The following is an 18,121-nucleotide window of genomic DNA, read 5'->3' as shown; positions in this document are numbered from 1 at the left end:
CGGGCCGTGGCCAAGCGCCTGTTCGACCTGCTACTGGCCGCGCTGGGCCTGGCGCTGCTGGCGCCGCTGTTGCTGCTGATCGCACTTTGGATCCGGCTCGATTCCCGCGGGCCGGTGCTGTTCCTGCAGGAGCGGGTGGGGCGCTTCGGCCGGCCCTTTTCCATCCACAAGTTCCGCACCATGCGGGTGGATGCACCCGCGCTGGGGCCGCAGATCACGATCGGCGTCGATGCCCGCATCACGCGCGCCGGACGCCTGCTGCGAGCCAGCAAGCTGGACGAGCTGCCGCAGCTGTGGGATGTGCTGCGCGGCGCGATGAGCCTGGTCGGGCCGCGGCCCGAGGTGCCGCGCTATGTGGCGCTCTACCCGGCGGAGCTGCGCGAAGTCGTGCTGTCGGTGCGGCCGGGCATCACCGATCCGGCCTCGCTGAGCTTCCGCCATGAAAGCGAACTGCTGGCCGCGGCAACCGATCCGGAACGCGAGTATGTGGAGGTCGTGATGCCGGCCAAGCTGCGCCTGGCGGCCGACTATGTGCGCCGCGCCAGCCTGCTGACCGATCTGCGGATGATCCTGGCCACCTTGGGCGCGTTGCGCCATTGATGTTGAAGCTATGAACTGGTTATCCCTGGACGCCTTCCTGACCCGCATCCGCCCGCGGCGCGAAGGCCTGGCCCTGCTGCTGGACGCGCTGATGGTGGCGCTGGCCTGGCAGGCCACCTACCTGTTCCGCCTTGGCTTCGAGCGCTGGTTCTCGGCGCGCCCGGACTACGACCCTTGGGTGCTGCTGGGCTTCGTGCTGCTCTATGCGCTGGTGCTGCAGCGGCTGCAGGTGCCCAAGGGCATGTGGCGCTTCTCGGGCTTCGGCGAAATCAAGCGCCTGGCCGCGGCCTGCGCGATCGCCGGCCTGGTCGGCGCGACCCTGGTGCTGATGGCCCAGCTCACCAAGGTGCCGCGCGCGGTGCTGGCCCTGCATCCGCTGTTCACGTTGATGGGCCTGGCCATGATGCGCATGGGTTACCGCATGCTCTACGAGCATATGCGCAGCCGCATCAGCGGCAGTGCGCTGGAGCAGCGGCGTGCGCTGGTGATGGGGGCGGGCGATGCCGGTCGCCTGCTGGTGGCGGGGATCCAGCACAGCCAGGGCTGGGTGGTGGTGGGCTATCTGGACGACGCGCCGGAGAAGCGCCATGCGCGCGTGGCCGGCGTACCGGTGCTGGGTGCGCTGGAGGAGGCGCCGCACTTCGCGGAGTTGCACGGCATCACCCATCTGATCGTTGCGATGCCCGCGGCCACGACGGCCCAGCGCCGCCGCGCGCTGGATCTGGCCGGCCAGACCGGCCTGCCGGTGCTGACCGTGCCCAGCAGTCAGGAACTGCTGGCCGGCCGCCATGTCGACCAGGTGCGCGACATCGAGCCCGAGGACCTGCTGGGCCGCGAGCCGGTGGAGCTGGACGAAGGCGGCATCAGCGAATGCCTCTCCGGCAAGGTCGTGCTGATCACCGGCGCCGGCGGCTCGATCGGCTCGGAGCTGTGCCGCCAGGTGGCGCGCTACGGCCCCGCGAAGATCGTGCTCTACGAGCTCAGCGAACTCGCGCTCTACACGATCGAGCAGGAGCTCAGCGAGAAGTTTCCGCACATCCCGCTGCTGCGCTTGATCGGCGACGTGAAGGATCTGGAGCACCTGCGCTTCGTCTTCGGCAAGTACAAGCCGCAGATCGTGTTCCATGCGGCGGCGTACAAGCATGTGCCGCTGATGGAGGAGGAGAATGCGTGGGCGGCGCTGAGGAATAACACGCTGGGGACGTATCACGCGTGCCTGGCGGCCGCGGAGAACGGCGCGGAGCGCTTTGTGCTGATCTCGACGGACAAGGCCGTCAATCCGACCAACGTGATGGGTGCGACCAAGCGGGCCGCGGAGTTGGTGATCAGCCATATGGCCGGGCAGGGCCATGCGACGAATTTCATGGCTGTGCGCTTCGGCAATGTGCTGGGGTCGAGCGGCAGCGTGATCCCCAAGTTCAAGGAGCAGATCACCAAGGGCGGGCCGGTGACGGTCACTCATCCGGACATCATTCGCTACTTCATGACGATTCCCGAGGCGGCGCGGCTCGTGCTCCAGGCCGGCGCGATCGGGGAGAGCGGGCAGGTACTGGTGCTGGACATGGGCGATCCGGTGCGGATCGTCGACCTGGCCAAGACGATGATCCGGATGGCGGGGCGCAGCGAGCAGGAGATCGGCATCCGTTTCACCGGCCTGCGGCCGGGGGAGAAGCTCTACGAGGAGCTGATCGCGGATTCCGACAGGACGGTGCCGACGCGCATCCAGTGCGTCAGGATCGCCAAACTCGGGGAGCCGACCTCTGACAAGGCGCTGCTGGCGTGGGTGGAAGGCGCAGTGGATGACCGGCAGTGGGCGCGCGAAGCCGCGGTCGCAGGCCTCCAGCAATGGGTCACAGAGTATGGCCAGGCGCTTCGCCCTGCCTCCAGCATCGGCACGCCTCCGTGACGGCGCGGCCCTGCCCGCCGGGGTTCGAGCGGATCGCCGCGTTCGTGCGGTGCGCCCGAGCGCTACCCCGACGAGGGGACAGGTTTCAGTCGCGACGCATCGGGGCGGCCGGATTCCCGATCACCGTCGCGCCGGCGGGAACGCTCTTGGTGACCACGGCGCCCATGCCGACCACCGCGCCGCAGCCGATGACGATGGGCTTCTCCTTGCTGCCCTGCTTGATGATGGCGCCGGTGCCGATGTAGACGTGGTCTTCCACGATGACGCCACCATTGCACTTCACGCCGGGCGCGAATGTCACGAAGTCGCCGATGACGCAATCATGGGCGATATAGCTGTAGAGGTTGGCATGGAAGAAGCGGCCGATCCTGGCGTTCGACGTGATCATGGTGAACGGGCACAGGACGGCACCTTCACCGATCTCGTTGTTGTCGAACACGACGGCATTGGTGGCGCGGATGGAGAAGGGCACAGCGCCTCGTGCCTTGAACGCCTCGGCAATGCGTGCCCGGGCCGCGTCATCACCGATGGCGATATTGAATTTCTTCTCGCGCGGGTCCGACAGGAACGCTTCTGCGCTGATGATCTTGCGACCGTTCACTTCGCCGGTCGGCCCTTGTTCCACGACGAAAACCAGCTCGGCATCGTCCTGCGGCGACAGGCCCAGCATGCTCTGTGCCACAGGCATCACTTCACGGCCGAAGCCTCCCGCACCAACGATCCCGTACAAAATCATATGTGGCTCCTCACCTGTTCAAGCTTTGGAGCGTCAGAGTGTAGCGGCCCGATGTCGGTGGCCTGTGCTGGCTCTTCGTGATGGCGACAGCATGGCGTGTCTAGCATCCTCATCGGGGGATGGCAGAATGCCGCCTCGCTTTCGCTGTACAACAAGCCTTCGTTGCAAGGACGTAAATGGAATCCAGAGTCATCGCCGTCGTCGGATTGGGATATGTGGGACTGCCGCTGGTGGTGGAGTTCGGCAAGTACGGCCGCACGATCGGGTTCGATATTGCGATGGATAAGGTCGCCAAGTGCCGTGCCGGCACCGACCCGTCGCGTGAGCTGAGCGACGAGGAAGTGCAGGCCGCCGTCCACGCCGAGTACCACAGCGATCCGGCCTGCCTAGGCGAGGCTGACGTCATCATCGTGGCCGTGCCCACCCCGGTGGACGATGCTCACATCCCGGACTTCAGGCCGCTGATCGGCTCGTCCACGAGCGTGGGCCGCCACATGAAGCGCGGTGCGATCGTCGTGTACGAATCGACGGTGTACCCCGGTGCGACCGAGGAGGTCTGCATCCCGGTGCTGGAGCGCGAATCGGGCCTGAAGTGGAAGCAGGACTTCTTCGTCGGCTACAGCCCGGAGCGTATCAACCCGGGCGACAAGGAACACACGCTGACGAAGATTCTCAAGATCGTCTCGGGCGACACGCCGCAGACGCTGGACATCGTCGCCCAGACCTACGAGAGGATCATCGTGCCGGGCGTGCACCGTGCCTCCAGCATCAAGGCCGCCGAGGCGGCCAAGGTCATCGAGAACACGCAGCGCGACCTGAACATCGCGCTGATGAACGAGTTGGCGATCATCTTCGAGCGGATCGGCCTGGACACCTCGGAAGTCCTGGAGGCCGCAGGTACGAAGTGGAACTTCCTGAAGTTCAAGCCGGGCCTGGTCGGCGGCCACTGCATCGGCGTGGATCCGTACTACCTCACGCACAAGGCCGACATGCTCGGCTACCACCCGCAGGTCATCCTTGCGGGCCGGCGCATCAACGATGGCATGGGCAAGTTCATTGCCGAGCAGACCATCAAGCAGATGATCGCGGCGGGTTCTCCCGTCAAGGGCGCCAAGGTCAACGTGTTGGGCCTGACCTTCAAGGAGGACTGCGGCGACTTGCGCAACTCCAAGGTGATCGACATCATCCATGAACTGCAGAGCTACGGCGTGGAGGTCTACGTAACCGATCCGGCGGCCGAGGCCGACGAGGCTATGCACGAGTACGGCGTGCAGTTGCACGCCTTCGAGGATCTGCCGCGGGCCGACGCGATCGTCGCCGCGGTGGCGCACCGCGAGTACAAGGCGCTGGGCGCCGAGGATCTGGCACGCAAGCTGGCGACGGGCGGCGCCTTCATCGACGTCAAGGCCGCGTTCGATTCCTCCCTGCTCAACGGCGCCGGCTATCGCGTCTGGCGCCTCTGATCCCGTCTGCCAAGAGGCCGATCCCCTTTTCACCTTCCCTGCGGTCCTCGGCCGCGTCAATCTATTTCGAGTTCATGAAAGTTCTTGTGACCGGGGCCGCCGGCTTCATCGGCATGCATGTCAGCCAGATCTTGCTGGCGCGCGGCGACCAGGTGGTCGGCCTGGACAACCTCAACGACTACTACGACCCGAAGCTCAAGCATGCCCGGCTGGCGCACCTGAGCGGCAAGCCCGGCTTCGAATTCGTCCAGATGGACGTTGCCGACCGCGCCGGCATGGCCGCGCTGTTCGAGCAGCACGGGTTCGACCGCGTTGTGCACCTGGCCGCGCAGGCCGGCGTTCGCTACTCGCTGGTCAACCCGCATGCGTACATCGACGCCAACATCGTCGGCTTCACCAATATCCTCGAGGGCTGCCGCCACACCGGCGTGCAACACCTGGCCTACGCGTCCAGCTCCAGCGTCTACGGGGGCAACACCCACATGCCGTTCAGCGAGCACCACGGCGTGGACCACCCGGTTAGCCTGTACGCGGCGACCAAGAAGGCCAATGAGCTGATGGCCCATACCTACAGCCATCTGTTCAACCTGCCCACGACGGGCTTGCGCTTTTTCACTGTCTACGGCCCGTGGGGCCGGCCGGACATGGCGCTATTCCTGTTCACCAAGGCGATCCTGGCAGGTGAGCCGATCAAGGTGTTCAACCACGGCCGGATGATCCGCGACTTCACCTACATCGACGACATCACCGAAGGCGTGGTGCGTGTGCTCGACCGCGCTGCCACGCCCGACCCCGCCTACGACCCGGTGAAGGCGGATCCGGCGCGCTCCAGCGCCCCGTACCGCGTCTTCAACATCGGCAACCACGACCCGATTCCGCTGATGGGTTTCATCGCCGCGATCGAGCAGGCCGTGGGCCGCGAAGCCGTCAAGGAGTTCCTGCCGCTGCAGGACGGCGACGTGCCGGCCACTCACGCGGACGTCGAGGAACTTGCCGACTGGACCGGCTTCCGGCCGGCGATGCCGGTGCCCGAAGGCATCCGGCGCTTCGTCGCCTGGTACCGCGATTACTACCAGGCCTGATCCGGCCCGGCGGGGCCTCGCGGACGGTGTCCCGGCTCGCCGAGTTCATTCAGAGTTGATTCCAGAGTTGGGAGTGCATCCATGAAAGTGACGACGATCGGCACCGGTTACGTTGGCCTGGTGACGGGCGCCTGCCTGGCGGAGATGGGCAATCACGTGGTCTGCCTGGACGTGAACGCCGAGAAGATCAAGGTGCTCAACGAGGGCGGCATCCCCATCCACGAGCCGGGCCTGGACGCGCTGGTGGCGCGCAACGCCGCGGCGGGCCGGCTGCAGTTCACGACCGATGTCGATTTGGCGGTCAACCACGGCACGGTGCTGTTCATCGCGGTGGGCACGCCGCCGGGCGAGGACGGCTCGGCCGACCTGCAATACGTGCTGGCGGCGGCGCGCTCGATTGGCGAGCGCATGACCGACTACAAGGTCATCGTCGACAAGAGCACGGTGCCGGTGGGCACGGCGGACAAGGTGCGCGCGGAGATCGCCGCCGCGCTGAATGCGCGCGATTCGGACGCGAGCTTCGCGGTGGTGTCCAACCCCGAGTTCCTGAAGGAAGGCGCGGCGATCGAGGACTTCATGAAGCCCGACCGCATCGTGGTGGGCTCGGACGACGAGCAGGCCACGCTGCTGATGCGCGCGCTGTACGCGCCGTTCACGCGCAGCCACGACCGGCTGATGGTGATGGACGTGCGCAGTGCCGAATTCACCAAGTATGCCGCCAACGCGATGCTGGCCACGCGGATCAGCTTCATGAACGAGTTGGCGCTGCTGGCGGAGAAGGTCGGCGCGGACATCGAACTGGTGCGCCGGGGTATCGGCTCGGACCCGCGCATCGGCTACCAGTTCCTGTACGCGGGCGCCGGTTATGGTGGCTCGTGCTTCCCCAAGGACGTCAAGGCGCTGGTGCGCACCGGCCGAGAGTACGGGCAGGACCTGAAGGTGCTGAACGCCGTCGAGGACGCCAACGAGGTGCAGAAGCGCGTGCTGGTGGACAAGGTGGTGCGCCGCTTCGGAGAGGATCTGACCGGCAAGCGTTTCGCGCTGTGGGGCCTGGCGTTCAAGCCCAACACCGACGACATGCGCGAGGCGCCGGCGCTGGTGGTGATCGAGGAACTGACGCGCCGTGGCGCGGCGGTGGCGGCGTATGACCCGGTTGCGATGCACGAGGCGGCCAAGCTGCTGAGCCAGGCGATGGGCGTGAGCCTCTGCGAGCGTGCCGAGCAGGCGCTCGCGGACTCCGATGCACTGATCATCATCACCGAGTGGAAGGAGTTCCGCACGCCGGACTTCGACCGTATCAAGGCCGAGCTCAAGCAGCCGGTGGTGTTCGACGGCCGCAATCTGTACGAGCCCTCGCTGATGAAGACGCTGGGCATCGAGCACTACGCGATCGGCCGCGGCACGACGGCGTCCCGGCCGGCCTGAGTGCGAGGCGGGCCACGTGCCCGCTGTCGCCGGTTCTGTCAGGTTGGGGCCATGTCCTTCAACACATCAAGATAGGCGTCGATCACCCGCTGTTCCGAGAAATCGCATTCGATGCGCGTTCGGCTTGCCGCGGCCATCACGCGCCGATCGGCGTCAGGCATGCCGGCGATGCGTAACATCGCGTCCGCCAGTGCGTCAGCGTCCCTTACCGGCACGAGGAACCCGTTGACTGACGGTTCGACGCATTCCCGGCATCCCGGTGCGTCCGTCGTGATCAACGGGCGGGCCATTGCGGCCCCTTCCAGCAAGGAGCGCGGTATGCCCTCGCGATAGAAGGAGGGCAGTACCACGCAGTCGCTGGCCGCGAGGTGCGGACGGACGTCATCCGTCGCGCCCAGGAATTCCAGCACGTCCTCGCGATCCCATTGCTGCAGCGTTTCGAGCGGGACACCGTTCTTCGACTTGTCCACGAGCCCGAGCAGGGCGAATCGGCAGTCCGGGTAAGTCCGGCGCACGATCTGCGCGGCATCCGCGAACTCCCGGACCCCCTTTTCCCAGATCAGGCGGGCGACCATCAGGAACCGTAGGGCGGTGCTCCGACCGGGTGACGGCGCGGCGGTGAACCGCGTCAGGTCGACGCCGGAGCCTGGCACGAGGCGGCATTTCGCCGGATCGACGATGCCCGCCGTCACGAATTGCTCGCGGTCATCTGGATTCTGGAAGAACACCACCCGAGCCCGGCGAAGGTTGAAGCGATAGAGCAGCCGCGCGATGCGGGCGATCCAGCCGTCGCTGACGAAGGCCCGGCCCAGCCCCGAGATGTTGGGCAGGAGCACGGTCCGGAGGCCGACCGCGGCCAAGGCAGCGTACACGTTGCCCTTCGGCGTGTAGCTGAGCACGCCCTCGATGCCGGCGGTGGCGAACGCGCGGCGCAGCGCGGCGACGGTTCGCAGTTCCTCCGCCGGATGGGTGCCCGCCCCGGTGAACGGAATCGGATGAACCGTCCAGCCTTCGGCCTGCAAGCGCGCGGCGTAGTCGTCGGGCGCAGCCATCACCACGACCTCGTGGCCGTTGGTGCGCAGCGCCGCCATCAGATTGCGGCGAAAGTTGTAGACGTACCAGGCGCTGTTGGCGACGACAGCGAGTTTCATGCGGCTCCCGCCGTCTGATACTCGCGGAACCAGGCCTGGAACATCAGAATGTTCCACAGCGGGTATTGCATGTTGGCGGACTCCGACAGGTGTCGTTGCCAAGCCTGGCGGATGGGCTCAGGGTGGAGCAAGCCGCTACCTCGTAGCGATTCGCTGCTCAGCAGGTCCTCGGCCCACTCGCGCAGCGGCCCGCGCAGCCAGGCGTCGATCGGAACGCCGAAGCCCATCTTCGGGCGTTCCACGAGCGTGCGGGGCACGTGGCGGTACAGGACCTGGCGCAGCGCCCACTTGGTGGAGTTCCCCCGCAGCTTGTAGGCCATGGGCAGCCGCCAGGCCCACTCCACGACATGGTGGTCCAGCATCGGCACGCGGGACTCCAGCGAGACACCCATGCTGGCCCGATCGACTTTCACGAGGATGTCGTCCGGGAGATAGGTCAGCGCGTCCATGGCCATCATGCGTTCGACGTCACCGATGCCGGCCAGCGCCTGCGAAGGGCAGGTGAGTGCAGAAGGGGGCTCGGCGCCGCCGACGACCAGCGACGCCGGGTCCTGCCACAGGGACACCATCTGCAGGTAGAGATCGTCGACCGAGCGGCTGCCCAGCACCTGCGCGCCCTTGTGCACCTTGGATCCGAAGCGCGCCTGACGGGCGGAATGGGGCACGATGGCGGAGATGCGTTCGATGAACGCGTCCCAGCCGGACTCCGGCACCTGGCGCAGCGCGCGCGCCACGAACTGACGCAGCGGGCGCGGCATCCACTGGAGCTTGCCCCATAGCCGACGCGTCATTAGATAGCGGTTGTACCCGCAGAACAGTTCGTCCCCCGCATCGCCCGACAGTGCGACGGTCACATGCTGACGGGCGAGCTGCGCGACCAGGAATGTCGGGATCTGCGAGGAGTCGGCAAAGGGCTCGTCGTACAGCCCTGGCAGACGCGGCACGACCTGCATGGCTTCGGTGGGCGTGACATACAGCTCGGTGTGGTCGGTCCCTAGATGCTGCGCCACCGCCTTGGCGTGGTCGGCCTCGTTGAAGCCGGCTTCGTGGAAGCCGATCGAGAAAGTCTTGACCTTCGCCGTCGATTGCGCCTGCATCAGTGCGACCACCGTCGATGAGTCGATGCCCCCAGACAGGAAAGCCCCCAGTGGGACGTCCGCCATCATCTGTTGAGAGATGGCCTGCTTGAGCACCGACTCGAGGCCGTCGACCGCCTCGTCCGGTCCGACGTTGAGCGGTGACGCCAAGCCCGCGCGGACGACCTCGTCCATCGACCAGTAGGACTCGATGACGGGCTCCTGATCCGGTCGAGCCAGCACGGCGATGCAGCCTGGCTGCAGCTTGCGAATGCCACCGTGGATGCTCCAGGGCGCAGGCACATAGCCCGTGCGCAGAAACGCGGTCAGCGCTTGCGGATCGATGTTCGAGTTGAAGTTGGGATGGGCGCGCAGGGCCTTCAACTCGGAGCCGAACAGCAGGGCCCCCTGGCGGCCCGGCCGCCAGCCGAAGTACAGGGGCTTCTCGCCGAGGCGGTCGCGCGCCAGGCTCAGCGTCCGGGTCTCCCGATCCCAGAGGGCGATCGCGAACATGCCGGTCGCGCGCTGCACGGTCTGCTTGAGTCCCCAGGCCTCGATGCAGGCCAGCAGTGTTTCCGTGTCGGAGTGCCCGCGCCATTCGTGCGGCGCGACGGCGTCCAGGGATTCGCGCAGTTGTTGATGGTTGTAGATCTCGCCGTTGAAGACGATGACGTAGCGTCCCTGCGCCGACAGCATCGGCTGATGGCCGGCCTCGCTCAGATCCACGATCGCGAGGCGCCGATGACCCAGCGCGACGCCGTGTTCCGAGTCCACCCACACGCCCACGTCATCCGGCCCCCGATGGGCGATCCGGGCAGCCATCGAAGTGACCAGCGCGCCCGCGTCGGCCACATTGACCGGGGAGTCTTGCCAATAACCAGTAATGCCGCACATGGTTTTATCTTTGCTCGTTGATGTTTTGGTTTGAAGCGATCGGCCCTTCGCCGGTGCGCCGTGCGGAGGCATCCCTCAGGGAGGCGAGGACGGCCTTGGCGGTGACTGCAGTGCAGTACCGTTGTTCGACACGATGCCGCCCTGCCACGCCGAATTCCCGCGCCATGTCCTTGTCCCTGGCAATGAGCAGCAGCGCGGAGGTCCACTCTTCCGTGCTGCCTGCGAGCAAGCCGCACACCCCCGGCGTCACGAGATTGACGTTCACGCCGATCGGGGAAGCGACCACCGGCAGCCCGCACGCCATGTACTGGATCAGCTTGTAGCCGCACTTGCCCCGCTCCCAGGCGGAGTCGATCAGGGGCATGATGCCGATGTTGAAGCGGCAGATCTGGGCGACTTCGGTGTCGTCGGTCCAAGGCACGGACTCTGTCCGGACGCCGTCGATCTGGGGCGCCTTCGCGCCGATCACCCGCAGCGTCAGATCGACGTGCTTGGCGACCTCCTGCAAGGCCGAGGTGACAACGTTCAGATAGTGGACGGTCGCCGGAGAGCCGATCCAGCCAATCACCAGTTGATTGCCACCTTCCGGGCCGACTTCAGGAACGTGCGCGGACGGAATCTCGGCCGGGTACTTCGCCAGGTCGATGGCGGTCGGGATGACGCGGACGTCGCGTGCGCCCACGTCGTGCGCGCGCTGCGCCAGGTAGGGACTGCCGGCCGTGACGATCGTGGCAGCCTTCATGAGGCGGTCGATCTTGCGCCTGTACAACCTTCGCACCAGCGGATGCCGGTGTCGGTCGTAGTTGTGGAAGATCGCATCGTCCAGATCCAGGACCCAGGCCTTGCGACGCAACAGCAGCTTCTCCAGCCAGGCCGGCGCCCACGGCCACAGTTCCTTCTCGATCAGCAGACAGTCCGCTTTGCGAAAGCTCGGGCTCAGGCAGTCGACGAATCGACGGGCATAACCCGAAACGATCGCGCGCAGATTGCGCCGGCCGGCATACAGGTCCTGGAGATAGCGGTCGTCGAGCAAGTCCCGCACTTCGACGTCGCACCCGTCGCGATGGAGCGCGGCCAGGTATTGCATCGTGCGCATGCGGGAGGAAGCGCCGAGCGGCCCGTAGCGAGTCAGGGCGAGAACACGCAGTGTGGCTGTCATGGATTGTTCCGATCTCGAGAGACCCAATCGGCCGCGAGCAGCTTGTAGCCGCGACAGACGGCCGCCGCGTTGGCCAGTCCGCCCGTGGCGGCCGCGTGCAGCATGCGGATCGGCGGCTCCAGGACGAGGCTGCTGAACACGGTGCTCCATCGGCCCAGCGTTGAGAAGTGCTTCCTAGCGTAGATCAGCCGGCTCCGGATCGAGTACATCAGGCGCCGGTCCAGCACCTTGCGCGAACTGCCGCCGCCAAGGTGGAAGGCCTGCGCGTCGGCTAGATAAAGGCTCTTCCAACCCGCCGCGAGTGCCCGCGCCGAATAGTCAACTTCCTCGAAATAGACGAAGAACTGTTCGTCGAGACCCCCCAGCGACTCATAGAGCGTCCTCGGCGTCATGAAGTACGCGCCGATGACCTGACCGACCTCCCGGGTCGTCGCGTGATCCCATTCGAGCATCGTGTGGCCCAGGGCGGGCCACACGCGCGAGGTACCGATAGCCTGATGGAAGAACTGGCCGGGCCGAGGTAATCGCGCGCAGGTCCGTGTCACGGCGCCATGTTCATCGAGCAACTGCACGCCTACCACGCCGATCCTGTCGCCGTACGGGGCCAGCAGGCGTTCGAGCGGTGCGACCAGCGAATGCTCGAACAGGCGGGTATCGGGATTGAGCAGCAGGATCACGTCGCCCGCGCCGGCGGCGGCGCCCTGGTTGCAGGCCGCGGCGAAACCTCGATTGCCGGCATTGCGGATGATCTCGAGCGGCAGCGGGAGCGCATCGATGCCGTTCAAGGAGTTGTCGTTCGACGCGTTGTCGACGACCACCACCTTCCCCAAAGCGAAATCCTGCGGCAATCGACTGGTGAGGATGGACCCCAGGCACTCCCGCAAGAGGTCCCCAGTGTTCCAGTTGACAATGACAATGTCGAGGGTATTCATCTTTTTTTTTGTTGATCAGCCGACCGGAAACAAGGCGAATGTTCCGAAGAAGTCGAGGTATATGTAGGCCGGGATCGATGCCGCGATGACGAGGCGTGCATGCAGGCCGGGCGCACCACGTTGATGGAGCGCGTAGGCCAGGTAAGGCAGCCAGCAGATGCCGAACATCTCGCGGATCCGGTGAGCCAGCACGGGGAAGTCGAACAAGACGTAGAAGGTGGCGAGTGACAGCGTCAGCAAGGTCAGCCAGAAGCGCGAGCGTGCGTCGTTGGACGCCACCAGCCAACCCGTCAGCAGGAAGAACGAGTCCAGCAGCACCGCGATCGAGAACGGATTGACGCGATCCTCGCCGAAGCCTTCGCTGGAGTAGATGTCGAGGATGCTGAAGATCAGACTCAACTGCTCGAGCAGTTGCCGCAGCGTCACGCCGACGACGACGATCGCCGTGATGCCGCCCAGGAGCAGGCGCAGTTCGATCCGACGATAACCTTCCGGAGAGCGTTCCACCGCGCGCCAGGCCCACAGCACTGGCAGCAGGATCGCCGTGGAGTAATGGGTCAGCGCGGCGGCGATCGTCAGCGCGAACGCCTTGGGCGCGCTGCGCGTGGTCACCGCCAGCAGCCACAGACCGAGGGCCAGCGCGATGCGGATCTGCGTCAACTCGTGCAAGGGGAAGAACCGCAGCGCATACCACGCCAGCACCAGCACGGCGGCTTGGCGTTGCCAGGTGAGGCGGTGCACGACGGTCACCTTCATTGCTGTTGCGATGAGCATCAACGCGGCGAAGACCGTCACGTCGTCGGTCGTCAGATATGCGAACAGCGAGGACAGCACCAGGAACAGCGGCTCATAGCGCTGCGAAAAGAGCTCCGAGAACGTTGACGAGCGCGCCGTCTCGAAGATGTTGACGTAATTCAGGTAGTCCGCGCCCAGCGGAATCAGCGGGATCGCGCAGGCGCACAGCAGGGCTGTCGCCAGCAGGATTGATCCGCGCCGTGCCGGCGCCGCGGTCGTCACGGTCATACCGCCCCCAGCAGGCGGCGTCGGCCTGCCACGGCCAGCGCCAGCCGATTAAGCCGGCTGCGGATCGAGGCCCGCAGCGGCACGCGTGCCGCCGCATGCCGGTGCAGCTTGAAGACGCGGTGACCGAAGCGGGGATCGCTCCGTCCGAGGCTCCCGATGCGCAGGCCGTGCTGCCACGCCACGAAGGGCAGGCTCAGCTGATCCCGTTGGGCGCCGGCGAGGAACGCGGTCCACCAGTCGTCCATCAGCGATTCGACCTGTGTCGAGCGGCGGCGGAAGATCACGCCGGCTTCGAACAGGCCGTGGTGTTCGGGGAATCCGGCTGCACGCATGCCCCGCATCTGCCGGCCGATTCGCCCGATGGTGTCCAGGCCGAACTGAGCGCAGGCCAGGGCCTCGACGTAGGCGCAGTCGCGGAATGGGTGGTCGTACATCAAGATGTCTTCGTCGCGGGCGAGGCACTCATCGATGAATCCGCGCAGGTCGCCCACGATCTCGATGGAGCCGTCGAGGTAGAGCGTCGCGTCGTAGGGCACGAGCAGCGGTTGGGCGTGGGGGCGCATCTTGACCCAGCGGTTCGCCGCGGCGCCGGAATGCAGGCAGTCCTGCATGGTGGCGGGCGTCCATCCGGACGCCGTCGACGGGGCGTCGCTGAAGCAGAAGTAGTCGATGCCCGGCTCGAGCCGGACAGGTGCGCGCAAGGCGTCGTAGCCCCCCGTGATGCAGGTGAAGACGGCGATCTTGGTCATGGTGGCTGCTCCGATCAGCTGCGGCGGGCCCATGCATCCGACGCTGCGTCGCGCAGCTTCAGATAGACGGCCTCCGTATCGAGATGCTGTTCCGCGAAGACCTGTCCCGCGTCGGCGATGCGCTGGCGCTCCGTCTGATCCTCGCAGCGCCGCAGATGTTGCACGATCTCCGCCTCCGTCGTCGCTTGCAGGATCGGCGTCTCGGCGCCCCACAGGCGGCCGAAGATGTCCAACCGGGCATTGGCGATCAGCGGTCGGCCCATGTACAGCGCGTAGCAGCCGATCGCTCCCATCCAGTGGTGCCCAACCTGATCGAAGACGACGTCGCTCGCGGCGAACAGCTCGAACAGCGCGGGCAGCGGCATCGGCTGGTGCCAGACCACGTTGGCTTCGATGCCGAGTTCGCGGCACATGCGGCGCGCTTCGGCGAGGTCTTCCGGCGGGCCCTTGGCCACCAGGTGGATCTCGATCGACGGATGCTCCCGAGAGTACGCGGCCAGTCCCCGGAGGATGATGTCGTTGCCCTTGTACTCGAACTGCCCGCCGGCCGGCGGGTTCATGTTGAAGCGGACCGGCACCAGGATCTTCGTCAGCGGGCGTTGAGGCAAGGGCAGACGTGGGACGCCGGCGCTCTTGAAGTTGACGTCGAAACGTTCGACCAGGAACGGCCGCCGGGGGCCGCGGCGCAATTTGTCCACCACTGTGTCACCTGCCGGATTGAGGCCGCGGGGGAAGTAGCTGATGCCGCCGCAACGCTGGAGTCCGCGCCGCTGCCACAGCACCCGCAGCGATTCCAGCGCGAGACGCACGGGATACAAGTACTTGCGGCGGATCCGCGAGGCCAGTGTGAACGCCATCGACCATCGACCGAACAGGTCGATGTCCGAGCCGCTGGACAGCGCGATGCAAAGCGTCGACTTCGGCAGAGCCGACGCCAAGGCGATGCTGGCGTCGTTCAGGAAGACGATGTCCCGATCGGACATGGCCGCGATGCCGGCCCGGTTGGACCAGGGCGCGGTCGCGTGCCGGACCAGGTCGTTGCCCCATGGAATCTCGACGATCCAGTCGGGGTAGGGATAGGGCACATCGGCAGCGAAGTGGAACTCGGGGCGCATCAGGTGGTCGTGCGCAGGCGCTTCCACCACGTAGCGGACGTCGTAGCCATCTCGCTTGAACTTCAGCGCATACGCCATCGGCATGGCGTTCATGCTGCCGATGAATCCGATCTTTGGCAGGGCACGGGCGGTCATTGCGAGGGCTTCCGGGGCATACGCAATCGAAAGAAATCGCCGGTCATGCGACGCAGCGGCGGGCAGAAGGCGGCGAGCAGCGCGGTCGAAGACAGGCCGATCGTGACGAGCGCGGCACCCAGGGACAGGCGGTGGTCAGTCGTGGCGCGTATGACCGGCCCTGCCAGCATCGACAGCGCGACGGCCATCCCCGTCGTCTTGGCGAGATTGAGGTACCAGGGGCGCAGCACATGCGGCGCCAGACCGCGCAGCGCGATGGGTGTCCAGATCAGGGCATAGAGCAGGTTAGCGGCCAGCCAGCAGGCCCCCGCGCCCACGGCGCCGAAACGTTGCGTCGCCAGGATCTGCCCGGGAATGAGCAACGCGGCCAGCAGGCAGTTGCCGACCAGATGGGGGCGCAGCCTGCCGTACGCGAACTGCAACGAATAGGGCAACACCAGTTGTGCCGCGACGAGATTGCCCAAGGCGTAGACGGCCAAGGTGGCGCCCGCGGCGGCGGATGCGGAGGCATTGCCGGTCCATGCGAGGAGGACGAGGTCGGGAAAGACGGCCATCACAACGGCGGCGGGGACCGTCAGCATCGTCAGCAACTGGCTCGCGTCCCGGAAGAGGAGGTGGGCGCCGGCTTCGTCTCCGGCCGCGACCAGGCGAGTCAATCGCGGTTGGAGCGCTGAACCCAGCGGCGCGCCGACGAGCAGAATGGCGCTGGCTGCGAGCGTCGCCAGCGAGAAGAAGGCATACGCGTCCAGATTCAGCAGGCCGGACAGGATCAGGCGATCGGACTGCGTGATCGCGATGCCGAGGCCCCCGGTGAACGCCACGGTGGCGGAGAAGCGCCAGATGCCGATCAGCGGCGACAGGTCCCACCAGCGCTTCCCGTCCACCTGCGGCAGGTGGCGGTACGAGCGGTGCGCGAGTAGGCCCAGTTCGAGCGCCCCGACCACCAACTGCGTCGCGAAGAACACCGTGGTATCGCCTCCCACCAGCAGCATGGCGGGCAGCACCAGGAAGGCGCGCGCGGACGCGATGGCGGCATTGAAGCCACCGAGCCAGACCTGATGTTCCATGCCGGTCAGGATCCCTCGATAGAGCACCGACATGAACCGGAGGCCGACGCAGACGATCATGAGGCGCAAGGCATCGGCGATGTTGGCCGCTGTCAGCGAGGGCGCGTCGAGCCAGCGGTCCGCGATGGCATGTGCGCCGGCAAGCAGCCCGCCGCCGGCGGCCACCGCGAGCGCCAGGAACAGGTTCTCGATGGCCCGAATCTGGGCCCAGAGGCTCCGGTCGTCGATCGTCCCGGTGGCATGGCGGGACACCTCTCGCATCACGACGGGGCTGAGTCCGACGTCCAGCAACTGGAACCACGCCATGAGCGCCCCATAGAACCCCACGAGCCCATAGGCCTCCGCGCCGAGCAGGCGCAGGTACAGCGGCGTCACGGCGAGGCCGACGACCGCTACATAGATCTGGCTCGCATAGTTGGCTGCGACGTTTCTCTTCAGCGACATGGGCAGTCGGTCAGCGCGGGGCGCCCGTCAGGCAGATGGACATCACATGCGACCTTGGACGATCTGGATGATGCGATCCTGATCGGCTTCGCTCAGGGTCGGATAGATCGGCAGGCAGATGACCTGCTCGGCGACACGGCGCGCGACCGGCAGATTCGACGGCGCGGCCGACGGCAGTCCGCGATACATCGGGAAGTCCGAGATCAGCGGGAAGAAGTAGCGCCGCGCGAAGATGCTTGCCTCGCGCAGCTCGGCATAGAGCTGGTCGCGGCTGACCCGGTAGCGTTCGTCGAGGAGGATGGGGAAGTAGGAGAAGTTCGCGCGGGTTTCGCCGCTCTGTCCGACACAGGTGACGCCGGGCGTGTGCTCGAACGCCAGACGGTAGCGTTCGTCGATCGCACGGCGCGCATCGATGGCGCCATCGATCGCGCGCAACTGCAGCAGCCCGAAGGCGGCTTGCACCTCGTTCATCTTGCCGTTGATGCCCGTCGCGACCACCGTCGTCTCATCGACGAAACCGAAGTTTTTCAGGTGGTCGATGCGTCGCTTGGTCTTCTCGTCCGGGCAGATGATGGCGCCGCCTTCGAAGGTGTTGAAGACCTTCGTCGCGTGGAAGCTGAGGACGGACAGATCGCCGTGGTTGAGCACGCTGCCGGCTTCGTCATTCACGGCGAAGGCGTGCGCGGCGTCGTAGATGACCTTCAGGCCGTAGTTGTCGGCGATCTTCTGGATGGCGGCCGTGTCGCACGGGTGTCCGTAGCAGTGGACCGGCATGATGGCGGTCGTCTGCGGCGTGATCGCCGCCTCGATCTGCTTCGGGTCGAGGTTCAGCGTGACGGGGTCGATGTCGACGAACACGGGCTTGATGCCGTTCCACACCAGCGAGTGCGCCGTTGCCACGAAGGAGTAGGGCGTGGTGATCACCTCGCCGGTCACCCGCAACGCCTGAAGCGCCGTCACCAGCGCGATCGTGGCATTGGTGAACAAGGCCAGGTGCTCCACCCCGAGGTATTCGCACAGTGCCGCTTCGAGCTTCTGATGGAAGGGCCCTCCATTGGTCAGGACGCGGCTGTCCCAGATCTCCTGCAGCAGTGCGGTGAAATCCTCCAGCGGAGGCAGATGGGGCTGGGTGACGTAGACAGGTTTGTTCATGTGCGACTTTCG

At 66.2% G+C, this 18,121-nt stretch carries 15 protein-coding genes; 5 read left to right on the top strand and 10 right to left on the bottom strand.

What is annotated here, in order from left to right; all coding sequences use genetic code 11:
* Positions 1 to 6 precede the first annotated feature (6 nt).
* Together AC07OQ_RS17895 and AC07OQ_RS17890 are read left to right on the top strand one after the other, a co-directional pair.
* Positions 7 to 600, top strand: a complete 594-nt coding sequence (locus AC07OQ_RS17895) for a sugar transferase (protein ID WP_495054489.1) — start codon at positions 7 to 9, stop codon at positions 598 to 600.
* 10 nt (positions 601 to 610) lie between these two features.
* Entirely contained in the window at positions 611 to 2,506 is a 1,896-nt protein-coding gene (locus tag AC07OQ_RS17890; protein WP_495054488.1) for a polysaccharide biosynthesis protein, read from the top strand.
* Positions 2,507 to 2,591: 85 nt separating this feature from the next.
* Here AC07OQ_RS17890 and AC07OQ_RS17885 read toward each other — a convergent pair whose 3' ends face one another.
* A complete protein-coding gene (locus tag AC07OQ_RS17885) occupies positions 2,592 to 3,242 on the bottom strand; it encodes an acetyltransferase (RefSeq protein WP_495054487.1) in 651 nt (216 codons plus the stop codon).
* A 176-nt stretch (positions 3,243 to 3,418) separates the two neighbouring features.
* On the opposite strand from AC07OQ_RS17885, the gene AC07OQ_RS17880 reads away from it, so the two are divergent.
* The 3 genes from AC07OQ_RS17880 (at position 3,419) to AC07OQ_RS17870 (ending at position 7,212) form a co-directional block, all read left to right on the top strand.
* A complete protein-coding gene (locus AC07OQ_RS17880) occupies positions 3,419 to 4,705 on the top strand; it encodes a nucleotide sugar dehydrogenase (RefSeq protein WP_495054486.1) in 1,287 nt (428 codons plus the stop codon).
* A 74-nt stretch (positions 4,706 to 4,779) separates the two neighbouring features.
* Entirely contained in the window at positions 4,780 to 5,787 is a 1,008-nt protein-coding gene (locus tag AC07OQ_RS17875) for an NAD-dependent epimerase (protein WP_495054485.1), read from the top strand.
* Between the two features lie 81 nt (positions 5,788 to 5,868).
* Positions 5,869 to 7,212 carry a UDP-glucose dehydrogenase family protein gene (locus AC07OQ_RS17870; RefSeq protein ID WP_495054484.1) on the top strand — a complete coding sequence of 448 codons (1,344 nt, stop codon included), beginning with the start codon at positions 5,869 to 5,871 and terminating at the stop codon, positions 7,210 to 7,212.
* Positions 7,213 to 7,250: 38 nt separating this feature from the next.
* Here AC07OQ_RS17870 and AC07OQ_RS17865 read toward each other — a convergent pair whose 3' ends face one another.
* The 9 genes from AC07OQ_RS17865 to AC07OQ_RS17825 are packed head-to-tail and all read right to left on the bottom strand — an operon-like array spanning position 7,251 to position 18,109.
* Entirely contained in the window at positions 7,251 to 8,363 is a 1,113-nt protein-coding gene (locus AC07OQ_RS17865; protein ID WP_495054483.1) for a glycosyltransferase family 4 protein, read from the bottom strand.
* Positions 8,360 to 10,333 carry an asparagine synthase (glutamine-hydrolyzing) gene (gene asnB / locus AC07OQ_RS17860; RefSeq protein WP_495054482.1) on the bottom strand — a complete coding sequence of 658 codons (1,974 nt, stop codon included), beginning with the start codon at positions 10,331 to 10,333 and terminating at the stop codon, positions 8,360 to 8,362. The genes AC07OQ_RS17865 and asnB overlap by 4 nt, the downstream gene beginning before the upstream one ends.
* A gap of 4 nt (positions 10,334 to 10,337) precedes the next feature.
* Entirely contained in the window at positions 10,338 to 11,492 is a 1,155-nt protein-coding gene (locus AC07OQ_RS17855; RefSeq protein WP_495054481.1) for a glycosyltransferase family 4 protein, read from the bottom strand.
* Positions 11,489 to 12,424 (bottom strand): glycosyltransferase family 2 protein, encoded by a 936-nt coding sequence (locus AC07OQ_RS17850; protein ID WP_495054480.1) that lies wholly within the window; start codon positions 12,422 to 12,424, stop codon positions 11,489 to 11,491. Before AC07OQ_RS17850 ends, AC07OQ_RS17855 begins: the two co-directional genes overlap by 4 nt.
* Before the next feature lie 15 nt (positions 12,425 to 12,439).
* Complete coding sequence (locus tag AC07OQ_RS17845) at positions 12,440 to 13,447, bottom strand: EpsG family protein (RefSeq protein ID WP_495054479.1); 1,008 nt, start codon at positions 13,445 to 13,447, stop codon at positions 12,440 to 12,442.
* On the bottom strand, positions 13,444 to 14,196 hold the full coding sequence (locus tag AC07OQ_RS17840) for a hypothetical protein (protein ID WP_495054478.1): 753 nt from the start codon (positions 14,194 to 14,196) through the stop codon (positions 13,444 to 13,446). The genes AC07OQ_RS17845 and AC07OQ_RS17840 overlap by 4 nt, the downstream gene beginning before the upstream one ends.
* A 14-nt stretch (positions 14,197 to 14,210) precedes the next feature.
* A complete protein-coding gene (locus AC07OQ_RS17835; RefSeq protein ID WP_495054477.1) occupies positions 14,211 to 15,446 on the bottom strand; it encodes a glycosyltransferase family protein in 1,236 nt (411 codons plus the stop codon).
* Entirely contained in the window at positions 15,443 to 16,957 is a 1,515-nt protein-coding gene (locus AC07OQ_RS17830) for a lipopolysaccharide biosynthesis protein (protein WP_495054476.1), read from the bottom strand. Before AC07OQ_RS17830 ends, AC07OQ_RS17835 begins: the two co-directional genes overlap by 4 nt.
* 42 nt (positions 16,958 to 16,999) lie before the next feature.
* Positions 17,000 to 18,109, bottom strand: coding sequence for a DegT/DnrJ/EryC1/StrS family aminotransferase (locus AC07OQ_RS17825; protein ID WP_495054475.1), 1,110 nt, complete (start codon positions 18,107 to 18,109; stop codon positions 17,000 to 17,002).
* Positions 18,110 to 18,121 lie beyond the last annotated feature (12 nt).

It is taken from the genome of Roseateles sp. GW821-FHT09B06 (assembly GCF_059418245.1).
Note: the sequence above shows the minus strand (reverse complement) of the source record. Positions and strands in the feature narration are given on the sequence as shown.

Bases quoted from the DNA above. Each gene is read 5' to 3' on its own strand.
- AC07OQ_RS17890 (WP_495054488.1), top strand. From the start codon at position 611: ATGAACTGGTTATCCCTGGACGCCTTCCTGACCCGCATCCGCCCGCGG.
- AC07OQ_RS17885 (WP_495054487.1), bottom strand. From the start codon at position 3,242: ATGATTTTGTACGGGATCGTTGGTGCGGGAGGCTTCGGCCGTGAAGTG.
- AC07OQ_RS17880 (WP_495054486.1), top strand. From the start codon at position 3,419: ATGGAATCCAGAGTCATCGCCGTCGTCGGATTGGGATATGTGGGACTG.
- AC07OQ_RS17875 (WP_495054485.1), top strand. From the start codon at position 4,780: ATGAAAGTTCTTGTGACCGGGGCCGCCGGCTTCATCGGCATGCATGTC.
- AC07OQ_RS17870 (WP_495054484.1), top strand. From the start codon at position 5,869: ATGAAAGTGACGACGATCGGCACCGGTTACGTTGGCCTGGTGACGGGC.
- AC07OQ_RS17865 (WP_495054483.1), bottom strand. From the start codon at position 8,363: ATGAAACTCGCTGTCGTCGCCAACAGCGCCTGGTACGTCTACAACTTT.
- asnB (WP_495054482.1), bottom strand. From the start codon at position 10,333: ATGTGCGGCATTACTGGTTATTGGCAAGACTCCCCGGTCAATGTGGCC.
- AC07OQ_RS17855 (WP_495054481.1), bottom strand. From the start codon at position 11,492: ATGACAGCCACACTGCGTGTTCTCGCCCTGACTCGCTACGGGCCGCTC.
- AC07OQ_RS17850 (WP_495054480.1), bottom strand. From the start codon at position 12,424: ATGAATACCCTCGACATTGTCATTGTCAACTGGAACACTGGGGACCTC.
- AC07OQ_RS17845 (WP_495054479.1), bottom strand. From the start codon at position 13,447: ATGACCGTGACGACCGCGGCGCCGGCACGGCGCGGATCAATCCTGCTG.
- AC07OQ_RS17840 (WP_495054478.1), bottom strand. From the start codon at position 14,196: ATGACCAAGATCGCCGTCTTCACCTGCATCACGGGGGGCTACGACGCC.
- AC07OQ_RS17835 (WP_495054477.1), bottom strand. From the start codon at position 15,446: ATGACCGCCCGTGCCCTGCCAAAGATCGGATTCATCGGCAGCATGAAC.
- AC07OQ_RS17830 (WP_495054476.1), bottom strand. From the start codon at position 16,957: ATGTCGCTGAAGAGAAACGTCGCAGCCAACTATGCGAGCCAGATCTAT.
- AC07OQ_RS17825 (WP_495054475.1), bottom strand. From the start codon at position 18,109: ATGAACAAACCTGTCTACGTCACCCAGCCCCATCTGCCTCCGCTGGAG.